The sequence below is a fragment of the Methylobacterium sp. TK26 genome (assembly GCF_055361565.1).
This window is the reverse complement of sequence record NZ_CM143965.1, coordinates 1,806,702-1,829,464: the sequence shown is the minus strand read 5'-3', so window position 1 is coordinate 1,829,464 and position 22,763 is coordinate 1,806,702. Positions and strand designations below refer to the sequence as shown.

Genomic DNA, 22,763 nt, shown 5'->3' with positions numbered 1-22,763 from the left:
GCGCGGGCTTGAACCGGGGATGAACCGGTGCACCGCCATTCCGGCACCGCCACAACGCTCTCGAATGCGGCGAAGGAAATGCGGTCGCGGGCCCGCCCGGCGGCGGCTCGGTGGTCCACTTCGGGAACGCGCGGCTGTCTAGCATGGCGCCCCGACCTGTCAAACGACGGGAAGTGACAAACCACTGGTTGTCACGAACTTCGGTGAATTGCACCGGTCGAAGACTGCAGAGATTCCTCGGAGAGGCTTTTTCCCTGGAAATCGTGAACCATCCGGTCGACACTTGGGCCTGCCCGCACCATGCCCTCACTCAAGATGACGATGCCGTCCGACGTGCCCGATTCAGATCCCGTGTCCGAAGCCTTGCAACGGCTCGACACCGTCCTTGCGCGCCTGGAGGCGAGCGTGACCCGCCGGCTCGAAGCAGAGGCCGCCCCCGATGACCGCGACGCCGAACTGTCCTTGCTCGGCGAGGACCGGAGCCGGCTCGCCGCCGCCCTCGACGCCGCGAGCGCCCGGCTCGCGCAGGTGGAGGCGACATCGGGGGAGGTCGGAAGCCGGCTCGACAGGGCCATCGCCGCCGTGGCCGGCGTGCTGGAAAGGCACTGACCGGATGCCGATCATCACCGTCACCATCGACAACAAGACCTACCGCATGTCCTGCGGCAAGGACGAGGAGGCGCACCTCACCGGCCTTACCCAGGATTTCAGCGAGCGCGTCGCGCGGATGCGGGAGAGCTTCGGCGAGATCGGCGACATGCGGCTGCATGTAATGGCCGCGCTGACGATCTCGGACGAATTGTCCGACCTGCGCAAGCGCTTCGCGGCCCTGGAGACCGAGGTGGCGCAGTCGCGCAGCGTGGTCGAGGCGGCGGAGCGGAACCGGGACGAGGCGGCCACGCGGGCGGCCGAGGGCATCACCGCCGCCGCCGGCCGGCTCGCCCGCCTCGCGGACGCCCTCAACGCCCCCATCGGCAGCGCGCCGTTCGGGCGGGGCGGGGAGGAGAACTAGCCTCCGCTCACTCGGACCCCGGCCCGGCGATGTAGCGGCCCAGCGCGGCGGCGGCGCGCAGCATGTGCGCGCGCATCCGGCGGGCGGCCCTCTCGCCGTCTCCCTCCGACATCGCGGCCAGGATCTCGCCGTGCTCCTCTCGCGAGCGGTGGATGCGGTCGCCCTGGCGCAATTGCGTGCGCCGGAAGGCGGCGAGGCGTTCGCGCAGGGCCAGCGCCTGCTCCGCGAGGAAGCCGTTATGGGTGCCGGCGTAGAGCGCCTCGTGGAAGGCGCGGTTCAGCCGGTCGTAGGTGTCGACATCCCCCGTCGCGACGGAATCCGCCGACCGGTCGTGCAGGTCGATGAGCGCCCCCCGTTCGAGGGGCGTCATGCGGTAGGTGGCGAGCCGGGCGCACAAGGCCTCGACCTCGGCGGAGGTCTCGAACATGTCGCCGATCCGCTGCGGGGTGAATTGCGCCACCACCACCCCCCGGCGGGGGCGGATCTCCACGAGCCCCGAGGCGGCGAGCTGGCGCAGGGCCTCCCGCACGGGGGTGCGCGAGGCGCCGTAGCGGTCGGCGAGAAGCTGTTCGTCGAGGGTCGTGCCGGCGGCGAAATCCCCCGCCGCGATGGCGTCCGTCAGCGCGTTGCGGATGCGCTCCGACAGGAGCCCCCGCTCCGCACTCTCCACCGCTTCGCCGCCGTACATGCCCAGCCCCTCAGCCGACGAGAGCGCGCACCGTGAGGAAGAAGATCGACGGTCCCACGAGGCACCCGATGCCCGTGTGGAACGTCGCCGTCAGCGCGCCGTAGGGAACGAGCTTCGGATCGGTGGCCGCCAAGCCCCCGGCGACACCGCTCACCGTCCCCATCAGGCCGCCATAGGCCATCGCGGAGCGGGGATTGTCGAGCCCGATCAGCTTGGCGACGAGCGGCGTGCCGACCATCACCATCACCGCCTTGGTCACGCCCGTGGCGATGGAGAGCGCCATCACCGTCGAATCGGCGCCGATGGCCGCCCCCGTCACCGGGCCGACGATGTAGGTGATCGCCCCCGCGCCGATGGTCGTGATCGACACCGCGTCGTGATAGCCGAACGCCACCGCCGTCAGCGTGCCGACGATGAAGGGCAGGATCGTGCCGAGCGCCAGCGCCAGCACGCCCAGCAATCCGGCGCGGCGGGCCTCGATCACGTCCACCTCGAAGGCGGTGGCGACGATGGCGAAGTCGCGCAGCATCGCCCCGCCCATCAGGCCGATGCCGGTGAGCGCCGGGATGTCGGCGACGCCCTTCTTTCCGCCCGTGTAGAGCCCGCCGACATAGGCGAGCACCAGCCCGAGCACGATGGCGATGGCCGAGCCGTGAACCCGGCCGTTGGTCAGGCGTTTCGCCGCGTAGTTGGAGACCAGGATCAGCCCGCCGACGACGGCGAAGGCCGCGACGAGGCTCTGCTCGATGAAGACGTGCTCGATGCCGTGCCAGATGCCGGTGCTGTTCATCGCTCAGACCTCCCGCCGCGGCGCGATCTTGTCGGCGTCGCCCTCGATGACGGCGCCGGCTTGGGCGGCCTCTGCGCCCGTGTGGCCCCGTCCGCCGAAGCGGCTGAGCAGCGCCACCGCGCCGAAGCACAGGACCAGCGAGCCCACCGCCGCGATGATGACGATGGGGCCGCCGGTCAGCGCGGCGACCACGTTCTGCTGCGCCGCCATGGCGACGACGATGGGGATGTACATCCCGGCCCAGAACTCGACGCCGAACTTGACGCCCTTCGACAGCCTCCCCCGCCGGTCGAGCCAGATCCGGGCGGCGATGAGCAGGATCATGGCGATGCCGACACCGCCGACATTGGCCTTCACGCCCAGGGCGATCCCGAGGAGGTCGCCGAGATACACGCCGATCAGCGTGCAGGCGGCGAGCAGGGCGACACCGAAGACGATCATCGCGCGGCCCTCCCGTGACGGAGCGGCGACGGCGCGCTGACGGATTCCGCCGGATGCGGCATGGGGCGTGTCCTTTCCCTGGGTTTGTTAGCCCTAACGTATGCAACATCGTGCCGATTTGGCAATGCGATATACGAGAATGTGAAAATTAACGGTTTGAAAATTCACTTTGGCGCGCTAACCTCATTCTCGCATACAAGGGAGACGAGCGATGGCCGACTGGCGCGGGGAGAGGAAGGCCCGCGACGCGCGCATCGAGGCGGGGCGGGCGCACGCGCGGGGGAAGGTCGTACCGGCGGACGCGGCGGTGGCGCTGCTGGAGGCGGTGCTGAAGCCGGGGGACCGGGTCTGCCTCGAAGGCGACAACCAGAAGCAGGCGGATTGCCTCGCCCGCGCGCTCAGCCAATGCGATCCGGCCAAGGTGAACGGGCTGCACATGGTGCAGTCGGGCATCGTGCTGCCGGAGCATCTCGACGTGTTCGAGACCGGCATCGCCGAGCGGCTGGACTATTCCTATTCGGGTCCGCAGGGCGCCCGCGTCGCCAAGATGCTCTATGGCGGCCAGATCAAGCTCGGGGCGGTGCACACCTACCTCGAACTCTTCGCCCGCTACTTCATCGACCTCACGCCGCACGTGGCGCTGATCGCGGGCGTCTCGGCCGACCGGGAGGGCAACCTCTACACGGGGCCGAACACCGAGGACACGCCGACCATCGTGGAGGCGACGCATTTCAAGAACGGCGTCGTCATCGCGCAGGTCAACGAGATCGTGGACAAGGTGCCCCGCGTCGACATCCCCGGCGACCGGGTGGATTTCGTGGTCGAGGCGGACACACCGTTCTTCGTGGAACCGCTGTTCACCCGCGACCCGGCGGCGATGACCGAGACGCAGATCCTCATCGCCATGATGGCGATCAAGGGGATCTACGCCGAGTACGGCGTGCGCCGGCTCAACCACGGCATCGGCTTCGGCACGGCGGCCATCGAGTTGCTGCTGCCGACCTACGGCGAGAAGCTGGGGCTGAAGGGCGAGATCGCCACCCACTTCGCCCTGAACCCGCACCCGACCCTGATCCCGGCCATCGAATCCGGCTGGGTGAAGCAGGTTCACTGCTTCGGCTCGGAAGTCGGCATGGACCGCTACATCCGCGAGCGGTCGGACGTGTTCTTCACGGGGGCGGACGGGTCGCTGCGCTCGAACCGGGCGCTGTGCCAGACGGCCGGGCTCTACGCCTGCGACATGTTCATCGGCGCGACCCTCCAGATCGACCTGATGGGCCATTCCTCGACCGTCACGCAGTCCCGCGTCGCGGGCTTCGGCGGGGCGCCGAACATGGGCTCGGACCCGCACGGCCGCCGCCACCCCTCCGACGCCTGGATGAAGGCGGGCCGCGAGGCGCAAGTCGTCGGCGATCCGGCGCTGATGCGCGGGCGCAAGCTCGTGGTGCAGCTGGTCGAGACCTTCGGCGACAAGCTGGTGCCGACCTTCGTGGAACGGCTCGACGCGATGGAGCTCGCGAAGAAGATCGGCCTCGAACTGGCGCCGGTCATGATCTACGCCGACGACGTGACCCACATCGTCACAGAGGAGGGGATCGCCAACCTCCTCCTCTGCCGCGACGCGGACGACCGGGAGCAGGCGATCCGCGGGGTCGCGGGCTACACCGAGATCGGTCGGGGACGCGACCGGGCGAAGGTCGAGGAGTTGCGCGCGCGGGGCATCATCCGCCGGCCGGAAGACCTCGGCATCGAGCCCCTGGACGCCGACCGCTCGCTGCTCGCCGCGCGCTCGATCAAGGATCTCGTGCATTGGTCCGGGGGGCTCTACGAGCCGCCGGCCAAGTTCAGGAACTGGTGAGTGTCATGGAATCCCTGACCTTCCGCCACACCACGCAGAAGCCGCTGCCCGGCACCAGGGCCCAGGCGATCACCGGGGTCGTGGCCTCCGGCAACCTCGAAATCCTGCTGGAGCGGGTGCTGCCGCCGGATGCGTTCGAGATCGCCATCGAGACGCCGATCGCCGGCTACGGCCCAGTCTGGGAGGCGGTGGTGGCGGATTTCGTCGCCCGCGCCCAGCCCGGCGGCGTGCGCATCTCGATCAACGACGGCGGCGCCCGGCCGGACACCGTCTCCCTGCGCCTGTTGCAGGGCGCGCGGCTGCTGGAGGCGTAGAGATGGCCGGACCCGACCGCGACCGCCTGAGCTGGTACGAGGCCAGCGCCCGCCAGCGCCTCGACGCGCTCCTCGATTCCGGCAGCTTCCGCGAGGCCATCGGCCCGGCCGAGCGGCGGATGAGCCCGCACCTGCCCCTGTTCGACCTGCCCCGCGCCTTCGATGACGGCATCGTCGTCGGCTCCGGTGCGCTCGACGGCCGGACCGTCTTCGTCGCCGCGCAGGAGGGCCGCTTCATGGGCGGGGCCTTCGGCGAGGTCCATGGCGGCAAGCTCGTGGGGATGCTCCGGGCCGCCGTCGCGGCGAAGCCCGAGGCCGTGCTCCTCCTGTTCGATACCGGCGGCGTCCGCCTGCAGGAGGCCAATGCCGGCGAGACCGCCATCGCCGAGACGATGCGCGCCATCACCGAGGCCCGCGCGGCGGGGGTGCCGGTGATCGGGCTGATCGGCGGCCGGGCCGGCTGCTACGGCGGCGGCGGGCTCATCGCCGGCACCTGCTCGCGGCTGGCCGTCTCGGAGGGCGGGCGTATCTCGGTCTCGGGGCCGGAGGTCATCGAGACCAACAAGGGCGCCGAGGAATTCGATTCCCGCGACCGGGCGCTGGTCTGGCGCACCATGGGCGGCAAGCACCGCCGCTTGATCGGCGGGGCCGACGCCTTCTGCGACGACACCGTGGCGGCCTTCCGCGCCGCCGCCCTCGACCTGATCGGCCGGGCGCCGGCCTTCGACCTCGCGACGTTGGAGGCCGAGCAGGCGCGCCTGCGCGCCCGCATCGAGCGCTTCGGCGATTGCCGGGACGCCACGGAGATCTGGGCGCGGCTCGGCGTCAACGATCCCGAGGCGGTCCCCGCCATGGACACGCGCGCCTTCGAGGAGACCGTCGCCCGCGTGCAGGAGGCCCGCCATGACGCTCGCTGAGATCCTCGCCTCTCTCTTCCCCGAGGGCCATGCGGTCACGGTGGCGGACGGGCTCGTCGCCGGGGACGGCCCCTTCGACGGCGGCCGGATGCGGGTGATCGGCATCGACGGCGACACGCCGCTCGGCGTCGAGGGCGCGCTGACGCTCGCCGGCCACGTCCTCGACGCGGTGCGGGCGGGGGACAAGGCGCCGATCCTCGTGGCGGTCGATTCCGACAGCCAGCGCATGAGCCGGCGGGACGAACTCCTCGGCCTCAACGAATGCCTCGCCCACCTCGCCAAGGCGCTGCTGCTCGCCGACCGGCACGGGCACCCGACCGTCGGCCTGCTCTACGGACATTCGGCGGCCGGCGCCTTCATCGCCACGGCCCTGGCGACGCGGGTGCTCGCGGCGCTCCCCGGCGCCAATCCGAGCGTGATGGACCTGCCCTCCGTCGCCCGCGTCACCAAGCTGCCGCTGGAGAAGCTTCAGGAGATGGCGCAATCGACGCCGGTCTTCGCGCCGGGCCTGGACAACATGCTTGCCACGGGCGCCGTCCACGCGGTGCTCGACCCCGCCACGCCCCTGGGGCCGCAGATCGCGTCCCTGATCGCCGACCGGCCGGAGGGCGACGTCCGCGACCGCCTCGGCCGCGAACGGGGAGGGCGCCCGGTCGCGGAGGAGATCGCGGGCCTCGTCGCCGGGCGGCTCCGTGCCGGCTGAGGCACTCGCCCGCCACGACCTCGTCGCCGCCGCGCCCGCCGCCTGGGACGCGCTGCTCGCCGGGCGGCCCGACCTCGACGGCGTGCCGCACCTGCCCGGTTGGGCGAAGGCGGGCCGCCCGCTCATCGTCCGCCGCCGCGTGCCGGGGGAGGGGGACGACCTCGTGCCGCTCGGCCTGCCCTTGCCGCCTGCCGACGGCAAGCGCCGGATCGGCCTTGCCCTGCCGTCGCAAGCCCTGCGCCCGGTGACGCCGCCGAGCCTCGCCGAGGCCGCGCCCCACGCGCCGGCCGCGTGGCGGGGCGCCATCGACGCCCTGCTGGCACTCGCCGCCGAGCATGGCGTGACGCCCCGGCCCTTCGGTGCCCTGCTGTGGCAGACGGTGACGGGCCTGACCTATCTCTCACCCACGTCCGACCTCGACCTGCTGTGGCCGGGGCCGGTCCCGCGCGCGTTCCTCGACGGCCTCGCCCGCATCGATGCCGAGGCGCCGATGCGCCTCGACGGAGAAATCCTCCTGCCGGATGGCGGCGGGGTGCAGTGGCGGGAGTTGCACGAGGCGCCGCCCGGCGGCACCGTGCTGGTGAAATACCTCGACCGGGTGGCGATGCGATCGGTGGCGCTATGACCCTCGCGATCCTCCTGTCGGGCCAGGGCGGCCAGCACCCGGCCATGTTCGACCTCACCGCCGCGCGGCCGGAGGCGGAAGCCGTCTTCGAGGCGGCCCGCCCGCTCCTCGGCGGCACCGATCCGCGCGACCTCGCGAAGGCCGGGGAGGGGCTGCACGGCAACCGCACGGGGCAGATCCTGTGCTGCGTCGCAGCGCTCGCGGGCTGGAGCGTCATCGCTTCGGGCCAGCCCGGCCGGGCCATCGTGGCGGGCTATTCCATCGGCGACCTCGCCGCCTGGGGCGTCGCGGGCCGGTTCGACGCCGCCACGATCCTGCGGCTGGCCGCCGCCCGCGCGGAGGCGATGGATTTGGCTTCCGGCGAGGGGTTCGGCCTCGCGGGCATTCGCGGTCTCACCCTGCAGGCCCTGGACGACCTCGCCCGGCGGCACGAATGCCACCTCGCCATCCGCAACGGCGCCGATAGCGGCGTGGTCGGCGGACAACGCGACGCCCTCGACGCCCTCTGCACGGACGCCCTGGCGCAGGGCGCCCAGCGGGCCGTGCCGCTGGCCGTCGAGACGCCCTCGCACACGCCCCTGCTTGCCGCCGCCTCGGAGCGTTTCCGGCAGATCCTGGCGGAGGCCGACCTGCACCGGCCGCCGCCTTCCGCGCCGCGTCTGCTGAGCGGCCTCGACGGGGCGGCGGTGTTCCAGCCGCAGGCCGGGCTCGACAAGCTCGCGCGGCAGATCTCCCACACGATCGACTGGGCCGCTTGCCTGGAGGCCTGCGGCGAGTACGGCGCGACCCATGTGCTCGAACTCGGCCCCGGCCACGCACTCGCCACCATGGCTGAGGCCGCCCTGCCCGGTGTCCGGGTCCATGCCCTCGACGCATTCCGCTCGGTGGAGGGCGTGCGCGACTGGATCGGGCGCGGCTGAGGCTGGCCGGGGAGGCCGGCTCCCCCATATCCCGGCAAGCCGCCGCGCCAGGGAACCCGCGCCATGAAGACCTACCAGCACTACATCGACGGCCGGTTCGTCGACCCGGTCGACGGCGAGTGGTTCGACTCGGTCGATCCGTATCGCGGAGAGCCCTGGGCGAAGATCCCGCGCGGCTCGAAGGCGGATGTCGACCGGGCCGTCGCGGCCGCCAAGCGCGCCATGACCGAGGGCCCCTGGTCCACGATGACCGCCTCGGCGCGGGGCAAGGTGCTGCGCAAGATCGGCGACATCGTCGCCCGCGAGGCCAAGCATCTCGCGGAGATCGAGACCCGCGACAACGGCAAGCTCTTCGCCGAGATGCACGGCCAGACCCGCTACCAGCCGGAATGGTGGTATTACTTCGCCGGCCTCGCCGACAAGATCGAGGGCACGCAGGTGCCGATCGACAAGCCGGAGACCTTCGCGTTCACCACCCACGAGCCGGTGGGCGTGGTCGGCGCGCTGACCGCCTGGAACTCGCCGCTGCTCTTCGTGGCCTGGAAATGCGCGCCGGCCCTCGCCGCCGGCTGTGCCGTGGTGATCAAGCCGTCCGAGTTCGCCTCCGCGAGCACGCTGGAATTCGCCGCCCTCCTCAAGGAGGCGGACCTGCCGGACGGGATGCTGAACGTCGTGACCGGCTACGGCGCCGAGACCGGCGCGGCCATCGTGGAGCACCCCGACGTCGCCAAGATCACCTTCACCGGCTCGGATGCGACGGGCGCGCGGATCTACTCGGACGCCGCCAAGCAGGTGAAGCGCGTAGCCCTCGAACTCGGCGGCAAGTCGCCCAACATCGTCTTCGCCGACGCCGACCTGAAGATGGCCGCCGCCGGCGCCATCTCCGGCATCTTCGCCGCCACCGGCCAGACCTGCATCGCGGGCTCACGCCTCCTCGTGCAGAACAGCATCCGCGAGGAATTCACCGCCCGGCTGATCGAACTCGCGAAATCTGCCAAGCTCGGCGATCCGATGGAGGCGGGCACCAATATCGGGCCGATCACCACGCCGCCGCAGTACCAGAAGGTGCTGGACTACATCGCGGTCGCCAAGAAGGAGGGCGCGCGCTGCGTCTTCGGCGGCAACCCGGCGACCGGCGAGGGCGTGAAGGGCGGCCAGTTCGTGGAGCCGACGATCTTCGCCGACGTGACGAACTCCATGCGCATCGCGCAGGAGGAGGTGTTCGGCCCGGTCCTGTCGATCATCGGCTTCGAGGACGAGGCCGAGGCGCTGAAGCTCGGCAACGACGTGATCTACGGCCTCGCGGCCGGCGTCTGGACGCAGGATATCGGCAAGGCGATGCGGATGTCGAAGGGCCTGAAGGCGGGCACGGTCTGGGTGAACACCTACCGGGCGGTCAGCTACATGATGCCGTTTGGCGGCATGAAGCGCTCCGGCCTCGGCCGCGAGAGCGGCATCGAGTCGATCCGCGAGTATCTGGAGACCAAGAGCATCTGGATCTCCACCAGCCGCGACGCGCCGGAGAATCCGTTCGTGATGCGCTGAGGCGCCCTTCGCATCGCAGGTGATCGTCGCCGCCGTGAGACCCGGTTATCGTTACGCCCTGACCGTTCTGATCCTGCTCGCCGCGGCGTGGATCGCATTCCACCTGCGGTGAGGCCCGAGGAGCCACGATGACCGACGAACCGCACGGCCTCGACCGGGGCCTCACCAATTACGGCGACCGGGATTTCGCCCGGTACCTGCGGCGCTCCTTCGCGCGCTCCATGGGGATTTCGCCCCGGCTCCTGAACAAGCCGGTGGTGGGCATCGCCATGACGCCCTCGGGCTTCAACAATTGCCACCGGGGGATGCCGGAACTGGTGGAGGCGGTCTCGCGCGGGGTGCTGGAAGCCGGCGCGCTGCCGCGCCCGTTCCCGACCGTGTCCCTCGGGGAGGTGTTCCTCAACCCGACCAGCATGGTCTACCGCAACCTCATGGCCATGGACACGGAGGAGATGATCCTCGCCCAGCCCATGGACGCGGTGGTGCTGATCGGCGGCTGCGACAAGACCGTGCCGGCCCAGCTCATGGGCGCGGCCTCGGCCGACCTGCCGGCGATCCAGCTCGTCACCGGGCCGATGTCCACCGGCCGCCACCGGGGCCAGCGGCTGGGCGCCTGCACCGATTGCCGGGGGTTTTGGGCGAAGTACCGCGCCGGCACCGTCGATTCCGACGAGATCGCCGAGGTCGAGGGCCGGCTCTCGGTCACGCAGGGCACCTGCGCGGTGATGGGCACCGCCTCCACCATGGCCTGCATCGCGGAGGCGCTGGGCATGTCCCTGCCGGGGACGGCAGCGATCCCGGCCGTCCATTCCGACAGGCTCGTCGCCGCCGAGGAGACCGGCCGCGCCGCCGTGCGCCTCATCGAGACGAAGATCCGCCCGAGCCGGGTCATCACGCCGAAATCGGTCGAGAACGCGATCCGCGTGCTGATGGCGGTGTCGGGCTCCACCAACGCCATCGTGCATCTCACCGCCATCGCCGGCCGGCTCGGCATCCGCATCCCCTACGAGCGGTTCAACGCCATTTCGGACGAGACCCCCGTGCTGGTCGATCTGAAGCCGGTCGGCGACGGCTACATGGAGGATTTCCACGCGGCCGGCGGCATGGGCGCCCTGCTGCGCGAACTCCGCCCGCTCCTGCACCTCGACACCGTGGACATCGAGGGCCGCACCTTGGCCGAGCGGCTGGACGAGCCGGAATCCTGGGTCGACCGCGCGGTGATCCGGCCCTTCGCCGATCCGGTCTCGCCCCAGGGCGGCCTCATCACCCTCGGCGGGAGCCTTGCGCCGGACGGGGCGATCTTCAAGCGCGCCGCCGCGACGCCCGGCCTGTTCGAAACCGAGGGCCGGGCGGTGGTGTTCACCGGGCTCGAAGACCTCTCGGCCCGGATCGACGATCCCGACCTCGACGTCACGCCCGACGACATCCTCGTCCTTCAGAATGCCGGCCCGCACGCCGCCGGCATGCCGGAGGCCGGCTATCTGCCGATCCCGAAGAAGCTCGCCCGCGCCGGGGTGAAGGACATGGTGCGCATCTCGGACGCACGCATGTCCGGCACGGCCTTCGGCACCATCGTGCTGCACGTCGCCCCCGAAGCGGCCATCGGCGGGCCGCTGGCCGCCGTGCGCGACGGCGACCGCATCCGCCTCTCGGTGAAGGACAAGCGCATCGACCTGCTGGTCGCGCCGGAGGAGATCGCCCGGCGCCTCGCCGCGCACGAGCCGCCGCCCTCGCCGAAGCGGGGTTACAAGGCCCTCTACCGGCGCAGCGTCACCCAGGCGCCGGAGGGATGCGATTTCGACTTCCTCGCCGGAGCCGCGCCCGACCGCCCTTGATCCGGGGGATCGGCGGGGCCATCGTCCGCGCAACGGGAGAGAAACGATGACGCGCGCCTGCATCGTGGGCTGGGCCCACACCCCCTTCGGCAAGCTGGAAGACCCGGATGTCGAGAGCCTGATCGCCCGCGTCTCCGGCGAGGCGCTGACCCATGCCGGCGTCGCGGCGTCCGAGGTCGACGGCATCTATGTCGGCGTCATGAACACCGGCTTCTCGAAGCAGGGCTTCGAGGGCTCCCTCGTGGCCCTGAACCAGCCGGACCTCGCTCACGTCCCCTCGACGCATCTGGAAAACGCCTGCGCCACCGGCTCGGCGGCGCTCTACGCGGCCCTCGACTTCGTGGACAGCGGCCGGGGCCGCATCGCCCTCGTGGTCGGCGCGGAGAAGATGACGGCGAAGTCCGTCGCCGAGACCGGAGACATCCTGCTCGGCGCCTCCTACCGGAAGGAGGAGGCCGAGATCGAGGGCGGCTTCGCGGGCGTGTTCGGGCGGATCGCGGCGGGCTACTTTCAGCGCTACGGCGACCGCAGCGAGGAACTGGCCCGCATCGCCGCCAAGAACCACCGCAACGGCGTCGGCAACCCCTACGCGCAGCTGCGCAAGGATCTCGGCTTCGACTTCTGCAACAGGGTCTCCGACAAGAACCCCTACGTCGCCGCGCCGCTGCGGCGCACGGATTGCTCGCTGATCTCGGACGGCGCCGCCGCTATCGTGGTGGCCGATGCCGAGACCGCCGCGCGGTTGGAGCGGGCCATCGGCTTCCCGGCGCGGGCGCAGGTGAACGACATCCTCCCCCTGTCCCGCCGCGACCCCACCGCCTTCGAGGGCGCCCGCCGCGCCTGGGACAAGGCCCGCGCGCAGGCCGGGATCGGCAACGAGGACCTCTCCTTCGTGGAGACCCATGATTGCTTCACCATCGCCGAACTTCTCGAATACGAGGCGATGGGCCTCGCCGCACCGGGCGAAGGCTTTCGGATCGTCCGCGAGGGGATGACGGAGAAGGGCGGCCGCTTGCCGGTGAACCCGTCGGGTGGGCTCAAGGCCAAGGGCCACCCGGTCGGCGCGACCGGCGTCTCGATGCACGTCATGGCCTGCCTGCAACTCATGAACGAGGCCGGCGAGATGCAGGTGCCCGGCGCCGAGCTGGCGGGCGTGTTCAACATGGGCGGCGCGGCGGTCGCGAATTACGTGTCGATCCTGGAGCGGCGGAAGTAGCGCGCGCAGCGCGGTGTGATATCTTCATACCAAGCTGACGGAGTGGGGATCGGATGGGAAGCGTCGAGAAGCGCACATTCAGCCTGCCGCAGGAGCAGGCGGCGTTCATTGACGCGCAGGTGAAGGCCGGCTCGTTCGCGAGTGCCAGCGAGGTGGTGCGCGCCGGCCTTCGCGCCTTGCAGGAGCGCGACGCCGCCGTCGAGCGATGGCTGCGCGAGGACGTGGCGGCAACCTACGACCGGTGGAAGGCCGATCCGGCCGGCGGCCTGACGCCCGAGGACATGGCGGAGCGCATGCGGCGTCGACATGCCCAGAGACTGACGGGCGAGGCGTGAAGCGTCGGCAGGTCATCTTCACGCCTGACGCCGCCGCCGACCTCGAAGCGATCTACGACAGCGTCGCGGACGCCAACAGCGCGGCGGTCGCGGCGCAATATGAGCAACGCCTCCGCGAGTTCTGCGAGGGACTTGCCTACGGCGCGGAGCGCGGAAGCTTGCGCGGCGACATCCGGCCCGATCTCCGTGTCATCGGCTTCGAGCGACGCGTATCGGTTGCCTTCGTCGTCGAGGAAGACCGTGTCGTGGTGCTGCGTCTCTTCTACGGCGGCCGGGATTGGAGCAGCGCCCTGTGATGAGACCGCAGAATCGCTCAACGGGGGCGGTACCCTAGCCTCCCGCCTGCTCCAGCGCCTGCGCGATATCCGCGATCAGGTCCTCGACGTTCTCCAGCCCGATGGAGAGGCGCACCGTCTCCGGCCCGACGAAGGCGATGGCCTTTTCGTTGTCGGGCAATTGGCGGTGGGTCGTGGTGGCCGGGTGGATCGCCAGGGTCTTTATCTCACCGATGTTGACGAGGTGCGAGACGAGGTCCAGCGAGGTGATGAACTTCAGCGCGGCCGGCTCACCGCCCTTGAGGGCGAAGGTGAAGATCGAGCCGGGTCCCTTCGGCGTGTAGCGCGCCGCGTTCGCCTCGCCCGTCTGGCCAGGCAGGCCGGGATAGCTCACCCACTCTACCGCCGGGTGATCCTTGAGGTAGGCGGCGACAATCTTCGCGTTGGAACAGTGGCGCTCCATACGCAGCGGCAGGGTCTCGATGCCGGTGAGCGTCAGGAAGGCGTTCATCGGCGAGAGGCCGGGGCCGAGGTCGCGCAGGCCGAACAGGCGGCAGGCCACCGCGAACGGCGTCTCCGGGAAGCGCTGCGGGATGACGAGCCCATCGTAATCCGGCCAGGGGTCGTTGATCAGGTCGTAGCCGCCGGCCTTCACCCAGTCGAAGGTGCCGCCGTCGCAGATCACGCCGCCGATCACCTGGCCCGAGCCCGCCAGGAACTTCGAGGTCGAGTGCACGACGATGTCGGCGCCGTGCTCGATCGGCCGGATCAGCGCCGGGGAGGCGAGGGTGTTGTCCACGATCAGCGGCAGGCCGTGGCGCTTGGCCACCGCCGCGATCCCCTCGATGTCCATCACGAAGCCGCAAGGGTTCACGATGGACTCGCAGACGATGGCCTTGCAGCCCGGCGTGATCGCCGCCTCGAAATCCGCCGGCTCCATGCCGCGGGCGAAGCGGGGCTTCATGTCGTAGCGGCCGTCCAGGCGGCGCATCAGCCCGAGGGACCCGCCGAACAGACGCGGGGACACGACGTAGGAATCGCCGCTGCGCATCAGCGTCATCAGCACGAGCAGCACCGCGGACTGACCGGAGGCCACGGCGATGGCCGCCTTGGCGCCTTCCAGGGCCGCGACGCGCCGCTCCAGGGCCGCGACGGTCGGGTTCGAGCCGCGCGAGTAGGAGAAGCCGGTCTTGCGCACGGCGAAGATGTCGGCCGCCTGCTCGGTCGAATCGAACACGAAGCCGTTCGTGAAGTAGATCGGTTGCACCCGCGCGCCCGTGGCCGGGTCGGGGGCGGCGCCCGCATGGATCGCCTGGGTCGCGAACCGGTGCTGTCGGGTCTCGTCGGTCATGGGACTCGTCGGGTCAGGCGGCTCGGCACCGCGCGGATCGGCCACGGCCGAAAGGTCGGTCCCTTATGGCTCAGGCCGCGCGGCGAATGAAGGCGCGCAGGGTTCGGACCAGGGTTGTCGGCTCGTAGGGCTTCGGGATGAAGCGGGCCCCGTCGGGCATGTCGTGAGGGCCGGGCGTGCCCATCCCGGACACGACCAGCACCGGAATACCGGGCCAGCGATGCGCCACGAGGCGGGCGAGGGCAAAACCGTCCATGGAGCCCTGCGGCATATCCACGTCGGTCATCAGCACCTCGACGTCGTTCCGGTTCTCCAGGACGGCGAGGGCCTTGTCCGCGTGCGATGCCTCCAGAACCGTGAAGCCGGCATCCGCGAGGGTGTCGGACGCCTCCATCAGGAGGAGGCCGTCGTCTTCGACCAGCAGGACGACCGGTTGCTCGGAGGGGCTATCCGTCATCAGGCGTGGATACGTTCCGCGACAGGGATGGAAGGGGCGCCCTATTCGGAGCGCCCCGCCGCGTCAAGGTGAGGGACGGTAAGCCGACTACCGGCATCCACCCGCATATTGCCTCAGGCGGCCTCTTCCCGCTTGCCCAGACGCTTGTCGAGATAGGTGTCGACGGTCTGCGTCAGCTCATCGACCTTGCCGTCGAAGAAGTGGTTCGCCCCGTCCACGATCTGGTGCTCGATGATGACGCCCTTCTGCGTCTTCACCTTCTCGATCACCGGCATCACCTCGCGGGCCGGCGCGACCCGGTCCTCGGAGCCGTGCACGAACAGGCCGGAGGAAGGGCAGGGGGCCAGGAAGGTGAAATCGTAGCGGTTGGCCATGGCCGCGATGGAGATGAAGCCCTCGATCTCCGGGCGGCGCATCAGCAACTGCATGCCGATCCACGAGCCGAAGGACACGCCCGCGATCCAGCAGGCCTTCGCCTCCGGGTTCACCGCCTGCACCCAATCGAGCGCCGCCGCCGCGTCGGACAATTCGCCCGAGCCGTGATCGAAGGCGCCCTGGCTGCGGCCGACCCCGCGAAAATTGAAGCGCAGGGCTGCGAAGCCGCGATTGGCGAACGTGTAGAAAAGATTGTACACGATTTGATTGTTCATCGTGCCGCCGAACTGCGGGTGCGGGTGCAGCACGATGGCGATGGGAGCGCCGCGCTTCTTGGGGGCCTGATAACGGCCCTCCAGGCGCCCGGCGGGACCGGTGAAGATGACCTCTGGCATGTTCGTCCTCTCGCTCCGTCGCCCTCGGCCGTCCGTTCCCGCACCGCAGCGGACCACCTTGACTCGATGGACCTACGTCATAAAAGCACTCTTAGAACAATTCTAGGTCATTAGAAGCGTTCTAAAGTACGGCGTAAGTCCACCGCAGGGTGGTGTGCCGGGACGATCTCGGCCGGAGGGACCGGTATTTCTCTCGGCGCGCCTTAACACGGCGGGCCACCCTGCGTGCAAGCACTTCGCGCGATTGGAGACGAAGCATTACGGCGATGGACAAGACCCGCGCCTATCTCGACCACAATGCGACCGCCCCGGTTCGTCCGGATGTGGCGGCGGCGGTGGCGCGCGCCCTGACCCTGCCGGGCAACCCCTCCTCGATCCATGCCGAGGGCCGGGCGGCACGGGCGGCGCTCGAAGGCGCGCGGGCGCAAGTGGCGGGTCTCGTCGGCGCGAAGCCAGGGCAGGTCGTGTTCACCAGCGGCGGGACGGAGGCCGCGAACGCGGTCCTCTCTGGCGCCCTGCGCCGCCGGGGCTGGCCGGCCCCCACCCGCCTTCTCCACGGCGCGAGCGAGCACCCCTGCGTCGCCGCCGGCCATCGCTTCCCGGACGAGGCGGTGGAGCACCTTCCGGTGGATGCGGCGGGGGTGATCGATCTCGCCGCCCTCGACGCGCGCCTCGCGGCGCGCGCGGGGGAGTGCGTGCTGATCTCGGTCCATGCCGCGAATAACGAGACCGGCGTAATCCAGCCGCTCGCAGAGATTGTTGCTCGGGCCCGCGCCCATGGCCGCGCCCTCGTCCACAGTGACGCGGTGCAGGCTGTGGGCAAGATCCCTTTGGATTTCGCCGGCCTCGGTCTCGACGCCCTGACCCTCTCCGGCCACAAGTTCGCCGCCCCGAAGGGTGTCGGCGCGCTGGTGATGGCCGACGACGTGACCCTGGACGGGGCCTTTGTCCGGGGGGGCGGCCAGGAAAAGCGCCTGCGCTGCGGTACCGAAAGCCTGCCCTCGCTCGTTGGCATGGGAGAGGCGGCGCGGATCGCGGCCGAATCGCTACGCGCCGAAGCGGCGCGGATCGCCGATCTCCGGGACCGGGCCGAGGCGGGTGTCCGCGCCCTCGCGTCGGACGCGGTGGTGTTCGGGGAGGGCGCGCCGCGCCTGCCGAACACGCTGAGCTTCGCCGTTCCGGGGCTCGATGCCCCGGCGGCGCTGATCGCCCTCGACCTCGCGGGGGTGGCCGTCTCGTCGGGCTCGGCCTGCTCGTCGGGCAAGGTCGCGCGCTCCGCGACACTGGCGGCGATGGGCGTGCCCCCGGCGCTCGCGGGCGGGGCGCTCCGGGTGAGTCTGGGCTGGAATACCGTGGAGGAGGACGTGACCCGCTTCCTCCACGCCTTCGAACGGGTCGTGACATCCCTATATGAGAGGCAAGGGCGGGCGGCCTGAGGGCCGCGTCCCGAGCCACATCCACACGCTTCCCGGCCCTTGACGCCGGGCATGCCAGGAGACGCTGATGCCTGCCGTGCAGGAAACCATCGACCGGGTCCGCTCGATCGACCTCGACCAGTACAAGTACGGGTTCGAGACCACCATCGAGATGGAGAAGTCCGCCAAGGGCATCTCCGAGGACGTCGTCCGCTTCATTTCGGGCAAGAAGAACGAGCCGGCGTGGCTGCTGGAATGGCGCCTCGACGCCTACAAGCGCTGGCTCACGATGAAGGAGCCCGAGTGGGCCCGCGTGTCCTACGACAAGGTCGATTACAACGACATCTATTACTACGCCGCGCCGAAGCGCCCGGCGGCGATGTCCCTCGACGAGATCGACCCCGAGATCCTCAAGACCTACGAGAAGCTCGGCATCCCGCTGCGCGAGGTCGAGGTGCTGGAGGGCATTGCCCCCGAGCGCCGGGTGGCCGTGGATGCGGTGTTCGACTCCGTGTCGGTCGCCACGACCTTCAAGAAGGAGCTGGAGAAGGCCGGCGTGATCTTCATGCCGATCTCCGAGGCGGTGCGCGAGCACCCGGAACTGGTGAAGAAGTATCTCGGCTCGGTCGTGCCGCCGACCGACAACTTCTTCGCGACGCTGAACTCGGCCGTCTTCTCGGATGGGTCGTTCGTCTACATCCCGCCGGGCGTCCGCTGCCCGATGGAGCTGTCGACCTATTTCCGCATCAATGAGCGCGACACCGGCCAGTTCGAGCGCACGCTCATCATCGCCGACAAGGGCTCCTACGTCTCGTACCTGGAGGGCTGCACCGCCCCGAAGCGCGACGACAACCAGCTCCACGCGGCCGTGGTCGAGCTCGTCGCCCTGGATGATGCCGAGATCAAGTACTCGACCGTCCAGAACTGGTACCCGGGCGACAACGACGGCAAGGGCGGCATCTACAACTTCGTGACGAAGCGCGGCGATTGCCGTGGCGACCGCTCGAAGATCTCGTGGACGCAGGTCGAGACCGGCTCGGCGATCACGTGGAAGTACCCGTCCTGCATCCTGCGCGGTGACGACAGCCGGGGCGAGTTCTACTCGATCGCGGTGTCGAACGGCATGCAGCAGGTCGATTCCGGCACCAAGATGATCCATCTCGGCAAGAACACGACGAGCCGGATCATCTCGAAGGGCATCTCGGCCGGGCGTTCGCAGAACACCTACCGGGGCCTCGTCTCGGCCCACAAGAAGGCCAAGGGCGCGCGGAACTTCACGAACTGCGACTCGCTGCTGATCGGCGACCAGTGCGGGGCGCATACCGTGCCCTACATCGAGTCGAAGAACGCCTCCGCCGTGTTCGAGCACGAGGCGACGACTTCGAAGATCTCCGAGGACCAGAAGTTCTACTGCCAGCAGCGCGGCCTCTCCGAGGAGGAGGCGACCGCGCTCATCGTCAACGGCTTCGTCCGGGACGTGCTGCAGCAGCTGCCGATGGAGTTCGCCGTCGAGGCCCAGAAGCTGATCTCGATCAGCCTCGAAGGCTCGGTGGGCTAAGCGACACGCACAACACCTCTCCCTCCCCCGCTGTGGGGGAGGGCAGCGACACTTGTCCCCCCCTGGGCCTCATCCTGAGGTGCCCGCGCCAGCGGGCCTCGAAGGAGGGCTCCAGAAGTCTCGGTGATCCCTGGAAGCCTCCTTCGAGGCTGCTTCGCAGCACCTCAGGATGAGGGCGAGGATGGGATGGGAGACGGCGGAGGGCATCCGCGAACTTCAACAGGACGAACGACCTATGCTCGAAATCAAGAACCTCGTCGTGCAGATCGAGGACAACCGCATCCTCAACGGCCTCAACCTCACCGTGAAGGATGGCGAAGTCGCCGCGATCATGGGGCCGAACGGCTCCGGCAAGTCGACGCTCTCCTACGTCATCGCCGGCAAGGAGGACTATGAAGTCCTCGAAGGCGAGATCCTGCTCGACGGCCAGAACGTGCTGGAGATGGCCCCCGACGAGCGCGCCGCCGCCGGCGTGTTCCTGGCCTTCCAGTATCCGCTGGAGATCCCCGGCGTCGGCACCATGACCTTCCTGAAGGCGTGCCTGAACGCCCAGCGCAAGGCGCGCGGCGAGGCCGAACTCTCCACCCCGGACTTCATCCGCGCGGTGAACGGCGCGGCTGACAAGCTTGAGATCAATAAGGAAATGCTCAAGCGCGCCCTCAATGTCGGGTTCTCCGGCGGCGAGAAGAAGCGCATGGAGATCCTCCAGATGGCGCTGCTTCAGCCGAAGTTCTGCGTCCTCGACGAGACCGATTCCGGCCTCGACATCGATGCCCTGCGCATCGTCTCCGAGGGCGTGAACGCCCTGCGCGCGGAAGGCCGCTCCTTCCTCGTCATCACCCACTACCAGCGGCTCCTGAACTACATCGTCCCCGACGTGGTGCACGTCATGTCCAAGGGACAGATCGTGAAGTCGGGCGGCAAGGAACTGGCGCTGGAACTCGAAGCCTCCGGCTACGCCGAGTACCGCACCGGGGAGGCCGCGTGATGGCCGAGGTCAAGAACCTCCGCACGGGCGCCGAGACCGGCCTGTCGGCGCTGTTCGAAGCCGGGCGCAAGAGCTTCGCCACCGAGGAGGCCATCGGCCGCGAGGAGGCGTTCAAGTTCTTCGAGGCCACCGGCCTGCCGAGCCGCCGGGTCGAGGCGTTCAAGTACACCGACCTGCGTGCCGCGATCACCGACGCCGCCCCGCCCGCCGAGGCTCCCTCGGCGGAGGCCGCCCGCAAGGCGGTCGCCGCCGCGAAGGGCTTTGCCTCGATCGAGGCGGCCCGGCTGACCTTCGTCAACGGCCACCTGATCCGCGCCCTGTCCGACCTGTCCGGCCTGCCGGAGGGCGTGACCGTGACGCCGATCAACGACGCCATGGGCAAGGCCGATCCGCGCCTGAAGCGTCTCGCTCCGGTGGAGCAGGCGCGGGACAACCCGATCTACCAGCTGAACACCGCCTTCCTCGCGGACGGCGTGCTGATCGGCGTCACGGCCGGCGCCAAGCCCGACCTGCCGCTGCACCTGCGCTTCGTGAACACCGGCTCCGAGTCGTTCTCCACCGCGACGCGCGTCCTGGTCGATCTGGCCGACGGCGCCGAACTCTCCATGGTGGAGAGCCACGAGGGGCCGGACGGCCTGACCTACCAGCCGAACGATGCCCTCGACGTGCATATCGGCAAGGGCTCGGTCTTCCGGCACAGCCGCATGAACACGGAAGGCTCGGCCGCCGTCGCCCTCTCGACGATCAGCGTGAAGCTGGACGACGAGGCGGAACTGGAGACCGTCGCCGTGGTGACGGGCGCCGTGCTGTCGCGTCACCAGATCTTCCTGAACATCGCGGGTGAGAACACCAAGGTCGTCGTCAACGGCGCGGCCATGCTGGGCGACGGGCAGCTCGCCGATTCGACCCTGCTGGCCGACCACGCGGCGGTGGGCGGGGTCGGCCGCGAGAAGTTCAAGACGGTGATCGACGGCAACGCCACCGGAGTGTTCCAGGGCAAGATCATCGTCCGCCAAGCGGCCCAGCAGACCGACGGCAAGATGAAGTCCGATTGTCTCCTCCTCACGGACGAGGGGCAGATGATGAACAAGCCGGAGCTGGAAATCTTCGCCGACGACGTCGCCTGCGGCCACGGGGCCACCTGCGGCGCGCCGGACGAAGACCTCCTGTTCTACCTGATGGCCCGCGGCCTGCCGCGCCCCCTCGCCCAGAGCCTTCTCGTCCAGGCCTTCCTCGGCGAGGCCATCGAGACGGTCACGCACGAGGGCGCCCGCGAGGCGCTGATCGGCGAGATCGAGGCGTGGCTCGCGGCGCGGGGCTGACCCCGCTCCGCGACCCGTCCAACCCGGGACCTCATCCTGAGGTGCGGCGAAAGCCGCCTCGAAGGAGGGCTTCAGGGTCCGCAATGATAGCTGGAGGCCTCCTTCGAGGCCTCCGCTTCGCTCCGGCACCTCAGGATGAGGTTTGCGTCAGGGAGCGGCAAAGTCTTCAGAAGGTCGCGCCCATGAACGCACCCGTCCTCACCTCGACCTACGACGTCTCGGAGATCCGCAAGGAGTTCCCGATCCTGGCGGAGACGGTCTACGGCAAACCGCTCGTCTATCTCGACAACGCCGCCTCCGCGCAGAAGCCCCGCGCCGTCATCGACGCGATGGTGAACTGCATGCAGACCGGCTACGCGAACGTGCATCGCGGCCTGCATTACATGGCCAACGCCGCGACCGAGGGGTTCGAGGGTGCCCGCGAGACCACGCGGCAATTCCTCAACGCCGCCTCCACCGACGAGATCATCTTCACCCGCAACGCCACCGAGGCGTACAACCTCGTCGCCTCGTCCATGGGCTGGGCCGGGCTGATCGGGGAGGGTGACGAGATCATCCTCTCGATCATGGAGCACCACTCCAACATCGTGCCCTGGCACTTCCTGCGCGAGCGCCGGGGCGCCGTGATCAAGTGGGCGCCCGTCGATGACGAGGGCAACTTCCTCGTCGAGGAATACGAAAAACTGTTCACGCCGCGCACCAAGATGGTGGCGATCACCCACATGTCGAATGTGCTCGGCACGGTGACGCCGGCCAAGGAGATCGTGCGGATCGCCCATGCCCACGGCGTGCCGGTGCTCCTCGATGGCGCGCAGAGCGCGGTCCACCAGCCGGTGGACGTGCGGGCGCTCGATTGCGACTTCTTCGTCTTCACCGGCCACAAGGTCTACGGGCCGACCGGCATCGGCGTGCTCTACGGCAAGAAGGAATGGCTGGAGCGCCTGCCCCCCTACCAGGGCGGCGGCGAGATGATCCGCGCGGTGAGCCAGGATGCCGTCACCTACAACGATCCGCCCCATCGCTTCGAGGCGGGCACCCCCGCGATCATCGAGGCGGTCGGCCTCGGCGCGGCGCTGGAATTCATGATGACCCTCGGGCGCGAGACCATCGCCGCGCACGAGGCGACGCTCACCGAGTACGCCCACCAGCGCCTCGGCGCGATGAACTCCCTGCGGATCATCGGCACGGCGAAGGGCAAGGGCGGCGTCATCAGCTTCGAGATGAAGGGCGCCCATGCCCACGACATCGCCACCGTGATCGACCGCCAGGGCGTCGCGGTGCGGGCGGGGACCCATTGCGCCATGCCGCTGCTGACGCGGTTCGGCGCCACCTCGACCTGCCGCGCCTCGTTCGGGCTTTACAACACGACCGATGAGATCGATGCGCTTGCCGAGGCGCTGGCGAAGGCCGAAATGCTGTTCGCCTGAT

General features: G+C 69.7%; 24 protein-coding genes. 18 read left to right on the top strand and 6 right to left on the bottom strand.

Annotation, left to right across the window (positions count from 1 at the left end; all coding sequences use genetic code 11):
• Nucleotides 1-321 precede the first annotated feature (321 nt).
• Both ACXJ1Y_RS08800 and ACXJ1Y_RS08795 read left to right on the top strand, forming a co-directional pair.
• On the top strand, nt 322-609 hold the full coding sequence (locus ACXJ1Y_RS08800; RefSeq protein ID WP_463850073.1) for a DUF4164 family protein: 288 nt from the start codon (nt 322-324) through the stop codon (nt 607-609).
• A 4-nt stretch (nt 610-613) separates the two neighbouring features.
• Nucleotides 614-1,012, top strand: a complete 399-nt coding sequence (locus ACXJ1Y_RS08795) for a cell division protein ZapA (RefSeq protein ID WP_463849661.1) — start codon at nt 614-616, stop codon at nt 1,010-1,012.
• Between the two features lie 7 nt (nt 1,013-1,019).
• On the opposite strand, the gene ACXJ1Y_RS08790 is transcribed toward ACXJ1Y_RS08795, so the two are convergent.
• The 3 genes from ACXJ1Y_RS08790 to madL are packed head-to-tail and all read right to left on the bottom strand — an operon-like array spanning nt 1,020 to nt 2,931.
• Nucleotides 1,020-1,700 (bottom strand): GntR family transcriptional regulator, encoded by a 681-nt coding sequence (locus ACXJ1Y_RS08790; protein ID WP_463849660.1) that lies wholly within the window; start codon nt 1,698-1,700, stop codon nt 1,020-1,022.
• 10 nt (nt 1,701-1,710) lie between these two features.
• Complete coding sequence (madM, locus tag ACXJ1Y_RS08785; protein ID WP_463850072.1) at nt 1,711-2,475, bottom strand: malonate transporter subunit MadM; 765 nt, start codon at nt 2,473-2,475, stop codon at nt 1,711-1,713.
• An 18-nt stretch (nt 2,476-2,493) separates the two neighbouring features.
• Nucleotides 2,494-2,931 (bottom strand): malonate transporter subunit MadL, encoded by a 438-nt coding sequence (madL, locus tag ACXJ1Y_RS08780; protein WP_463849659.1) that lies wholly within the window; start codon nt 2,929-2,931, stop codon nt 2,494-2,496.
• 211 nt (nt 2,932-3,142) lie between these two features.
• On the opposite strand from madL, the gene mdcA reads away from it, so the two are divergent.
• The 11 genes from mdcA to ACXJ1Y_RS08725 all read left to right on the top strand — a co-directional run bounded on the left by mdcA (nt 3,143) and on the right by ACXJ1Y_RS08725 (nt 13,495).
• Nucleotides 3,143-4,789 carry a malonate decarboxylase subunit alpha gene (gene mdcA / locus ACXJ1Y_RS08775; RefSeq protein WP_463849658.1) on the top strand — a complete coding sequence of 549 codons (1,647 nt, stop codon included), beginning with the start codon at nt 3,143-3,145 and terminating at the stop codon, nt 4,787-4,789.
• Between the two features lie 5 nt (nt 4,790-4,794).
• Nucleotides 4,795-5,103, top strand: coding sequence for a malonate decarboxylase acyl carrier protein (mdcC, locus tag ACXJ1Y_RS08770; protein WP_463849657.1), 309 nt, complete (start codon nt 4,795-4,797; stop codon nt 5,101-5,103).
• 2 nt (nt 5,104-5,105) lie between these two features.
• Nucleotides 5,106-6,020, top strand: coding sequence for a biotin-independent malonate decarboxylase subunit beta (locus ACXJ1Y_RS08765; RefSeq protein ID WP_463849656.1), 915 nt, complete (start codon nt 5,106-5,108; stop codon nt 6,018-6,020).
• Nucleotides 6,007-6,723, top strand: a complete 717-nt coding sequence (gene mdcE, locus ACXJ1Y_RS08760) for a biotin-independent malonate decarboxylase subunit gamma (protein WP_463849655.1) — start codon at nt 6,007-6,009, stop codon at nt 6,721-6,723. Before ACXJ1Y_RS08765 ends, mdcE begins: the two co-directional genes overlap by 14 nt.
• Nucleotides 6,713-7,348, top strand: coding sequence for a malonate decarboxylase holo-[acyl-carrier-protein] synthase (gene mdcG / locus ACXJ1Y_RS08755; protein ID WP_463849654.1), 636 nt, complete (start codon nt 6,713-6,715; stop codon nt 7,346-7,348). Before mdcE ends, mdcG begins: the two co-directional genes overlap by 11 nt.
• Complete coding sequence (locus ACXJ1Y_RS08750) at nt 7,345-8,268, top strand: acyltransferase domain-containing protein (protein WP_463849653.1); 924 nt, start codon at nt 7,345-7,347, stop codon at nt 8,266-8,268. The genes mdcG and ACXJ1Y_RS08750 overlap by 4 nt, the downstream gene beginning before the upstream one ends.
• Nucleotides 8,269-8,331: 63 nt before the next feature.
• On the top strand, nt 8,332-9,813 hold the full coding sequence (locus ACXJ1Y_RS08745; protein WP_463849652.1) for an aldehyde dehydrogenase: 1,482 nt from the start codon (nt 8,332-8,334) through the stop codon (nt 9,811-9,813).
• A gap of 128 nt (nt 9,814-9,941) precedes the next feature.
• The gene (locus ACXJ1Y_RS08740; RefSeq protein ID WP_463849651.1) at nt 9,942-11,648 is read left to right on the top strand and encodes an IlvD/Edd family dehydratase; all 1,707 of its coding nucleotides are present in this window, start codon (nt 9,942-9,944) and stop codon (nt 11,646-11,648) included.
• 46 nt (nt 11,649-11,694) lie between these two features.
• On the top strand, nt 11,695-12,864 hold the full coding sequence (locus tag ACXJ1Y_RS08735; RefSeq protein ID WP_463849650.1) for an acetyl-CoA acetyltransferase: 1,170 nt from the start codon (nt 11,695-11,697) through the stop codon (nt 12,862-12,864).
• 53 nt (nt 12,865-12,917) lie between these two features.
• Nucleotides 12,918-13,199 (top strand): type II toxin-antitoxin system ParD family antitoxin, encoded by a 282-nt coding sequence (locus tag ACXJ1Y_RS08730; RefSeq protein WP_463849649.1) that lies wholly within the window; start codon nt 12,918-12,920, stop codon nt 13,197-13,199.
• A complete protein-coding gene (locus ACXJ1Y_RS08725; RefSeq protein ID WP_463849648.1) occupies nt 13,196-13,495 on the top strand; it encodes a type II toxin-antitoxin system RelE/ParE family toxin in 300 nt (99 codons plus the stop codon). The genes ACXJ1Y_RS08730 and ACXJ1Y_RS08725 overlap by 4 nt, the downstream gene beginning before the upstream one ends.
• A gap of 34 nt (nt 13,496-13,529) precedes the next feature.
• Here the strand turns inward: ACXJ1Y_RS08725 and ACXJ1Y_RS08720 are convergent, their stop codons facing one another.
• From ACXJ1Y_RS08720 to ACXJ1Y_RS08710, 3 genes are all read right to left on the bottom strand, one after another.
• A complete protein-coding gene (locus ACXJ1Y_RS08720; RefSeq protein ID WP_463849647.1) occupies nt 13,530-14,825 on the bottom strand; it encodes an O-acetylhomoserine aminocarboxypropyltransferase/cysteine synthase family protein in 1,296 nt (431 codons plus the stop codon).
• A 70-nt stretch (nt 14,826-14,895) separates the two neighbouring features.
• On the bottom strand, nt 14,896-15,282 hold the full coding sequence (locus ACXJ1Y_RS08715; protein ID WP_463849646.1) for a response regulator: 387 nt from the start codon (nt 15,280-15,282) through the stop codon (nt 14,896-14,898).
• A gap of 113 nt (nt 15,283-15,395) precedes the next feature.
• Nucleotides 15,396-16,052, bottom strand: coding sequence for an alpha/beta hydrolase (locus tag ACXJ1Y_RS08710; RefSeq protein ID WP_243954529.1), 657 nt, complete (start codon nt 16,050-16,052; stop codon nt 15,396-15,398).
• Nucleotides 16,053-16,318: 266 nt separating this feature from the next.
• On the opposite strand from ACXJ1Y_RS08710, the gene ACXJ1Y_RS08705 reads away from it, so the two are divergent.
• The 5 genes from ACXJ1Y_RS08705 (at nt 16,319) to ACXJ1Y_RS08685 (ending at nt 22,762) form a co-directional block, all read left to right on the top strand.
• Nucleotides 16,319-17,488 carry a cysteine desulfurase family protein gene (locus ACXJ1Y_RS08705; RefSeq protein WP_463849645.1) on the top strand — a complete coding sequence of 390 codons (1,170 nt, stop codon included), beginning with the start codon at nt 16,319-16,321 and terminating at the stop codon, nt 17,486-17,488.
• A 67-nt stretch (nt 17,489-17,555) separates the two neighbouring features.
• Entirely contained in the window at nt 17,556-19,025 is a 1,470-nt protein-coding gene (gene sufB / locus ACXJ1Y_RS08700; protein ID WP_463849644.1) for a Fe-S cluster assembly protein SufB, read from the top strand.
• Between the two features lie 235 nt (nt 19,026-19,260).
• Nucleotides 19,261-20,013 (top strand): Fe-S cluster assembly ATPase SufC, encoded by a 753-nt coding sequence (sufC, locus tag ACXJ1Y_RS08695; RefSeq protein ID WP_463849643.1) that lies wholly within the window; start codon nt 19,261-19,263, stop codon nt 20,011-20,013.
• The gene (locus ACXJ1Y_RS08690) at nt 20,013-21,335 is read left to right on the top strand and encodes a SufB/SufD family protein (RefSeq protein ID WP_463849642.1); all 1,323 of its coding nucleotides are present in this window, start codon (nt 20,013-20,015) and stop codon (nt 21,333-21,335) included. The genes sufC and ACXJ1Y_RS08690 overlap by 1 nt, the downstream gene beginning before the upstream one ends.
• Before the next feature lie 182 nt (nt 21,336-21,517).
• Nucleotides 21,518-22,762 (top strand): cysteine desulfurase, encoded by a 1,245-nt coding sequence (locus ACXJ1Y_RS08685; RefSeq protein WP_463849641.1) that lies wholly within the window; start codon nt 21,518-21,520, stop codon nt 22,760-22,762.
• The last annotated feature ends 1 nt before the right edge of the window (nt 22,763 follow it).

What these genes read in the sequence shown, in the direction of transcription:
- sufB (WP_463849644.1), top strand. Translation starts at nt 17,556, where the DNA reads ATGCCTGCCGTGCAGGAAACCATCGACCGGGTCCGCTCGATCGACCTC.
- ACXJ1Y_RS08765 (WP_463849656.1), top strand. Translation starts at nt 5,106, where the DNA reads ATGGCCGGACCCGACCGCGACCGCCTGAGCTGGTACGAGGCCAGCGCC.
- madL (WP_463849659.1), bottom strand. Translation starts at nt 2,931, where the DNA reads ATGATCGTCTTCGGTGTCGCCCTGCTCGCCGCCTGCACGCTGATCGGC.
- ACXJ1Y_RS08800 (WP_463850073.1), top strand. Translation starts at nt 322, where the DNA reads ATGCCGTCCGACGTGCCCGATTCAGATCCCGTGTCCGAAGCCTTGCAA.
- ACXJ1Y_RS08790 (WP_463849660.1), bottom strand. Translation starts at nt 1,700, where the DNA reads ATGTACGGCGGCGAAGCGGTGGAGAGTGCGGAGCGGGGGCTCCTGTCG.
- ACXJ1Y_RS08720 (WP_463849647.1), bottom strand. Translation starts at nt 14,825, where the DNA reads ATGACCGACGAGACCCGACAGCACCGGTTCGCGACCCAGGCGATCCAT.
- mdcE (WP_463849655.1), top strand. Translation starts at nt 6,007, where the DNA reads ATGACGCTCGCTGAGATCCTCGCCTCTCTCTTCCCCGAGGGCCATGCG.
- mdcA (WP_463849658.1), top strand. Translation starts at nt 3,143, where the DNA reads ATGGCCGACTGGCGCGGGGAGAGGAAGGCCCGCGACGCGCGCATCGAG.
- ACXJ1Y_RS08750 (WP_463849653.1), top strand. Translation starts at nt 7,345, where the DNA reads ATGACCCTCGCGATCCTCCTGTCGGGCCAGGGCGGCCAGCACCCGGCC.
- ACXJ1Y_RS08705 (WP_463849645.1), top strand. Translation starts at nt 16,319, where the DNA reads ATGGACAAGACCCGCGCCTATCTCGACCACAATGCGACCGCCCCGGTT.
- ACXJ1Y_RS08730 (WP_463849649.1), top strand. Translation starts at nt 12,918, where the DNA reads ATGGGAAGCGTCGAGAAGCGCACATTCAGCCTGCCGCAGGAGCAGGCG.
- ACXJ1Y_RS08735 (WP_463849650.1), top strand. Translation starts at nt 11,695, where the DNA reads ATGACGCGCGCCTGCATCGTGGGCTGGGCCCACACCCCCTTCGGCAAG.
- ACXJ1Y_RS08745 (WP_463849652.1), top strand. Translation starts at nt 8,332, where the DNA reads ATGAAGACCTACCAGCACTACATCGACGGCCGGTTCGTCGACCCGGTC.
- ACXJ1Y_RS08710 (WP_243954529.1), bottom strand. Translation starts at nt 16,052, where the DNA reads ATGCCAGAGGTCATCTTCACCGGTCCCGCCGGGCGCCTGGAGGGCCGT.
- ACXJ1Y_RS08795 (WP_463849661.1), top strand. Translation starts at nt 614, where the DNA reads ATGCCGATCATCACCGTCACCATCGACAACAAGACCTACCGCATGTCC.
- ACXJ1Y_RS08690 (WP_463849642.1), top strand. Translation starts at nt 20,013, where the DNA reads ATGGCCGAGGTCAAGAACCTCCGCACGGGCGCCGAGACCGGCCTGTCG.
- ACXJ1Y_RS08685 (WP_463849641.1), top strand. Translation starts at nt 21,518, where the DNA reads ATGAACGCACCCGTCCTCACCTCGACCTACGACGTCTCGGAGATCCGC.
- mdcC (WP_463849657.1), top strand. Translation starts at nt 4,795, where the DNA reads ATGGAATCCCTGACCTTCCGCCACACCACGCAGAAGCCGCTGCCCGGC.
- ACXJ1Y_RS08740 (WP_463849651.1), top strand. Translation starts at nt 9,942, where the DNA reads ATGACCGACGAACCGCACGGCCTCGACCGGGGCCTCACCAATTACGGC.
- sufC (WP_463849643.1), top strand. Translation starts at nt 19,261, where the DNA reads ATGCTCGAAATCAAGAACCTCGTCGTGCAGATCGAGGACAACCGCATC.
- ACXJ1Y_RS08715 (WP_463849646.1), bottom strand. Translation starts at nt 15,282, where the DNA reads ATGACGGATAGCCCCTCCGAGCAACCGGTCGTCCTGCTGGTCGAAGAC.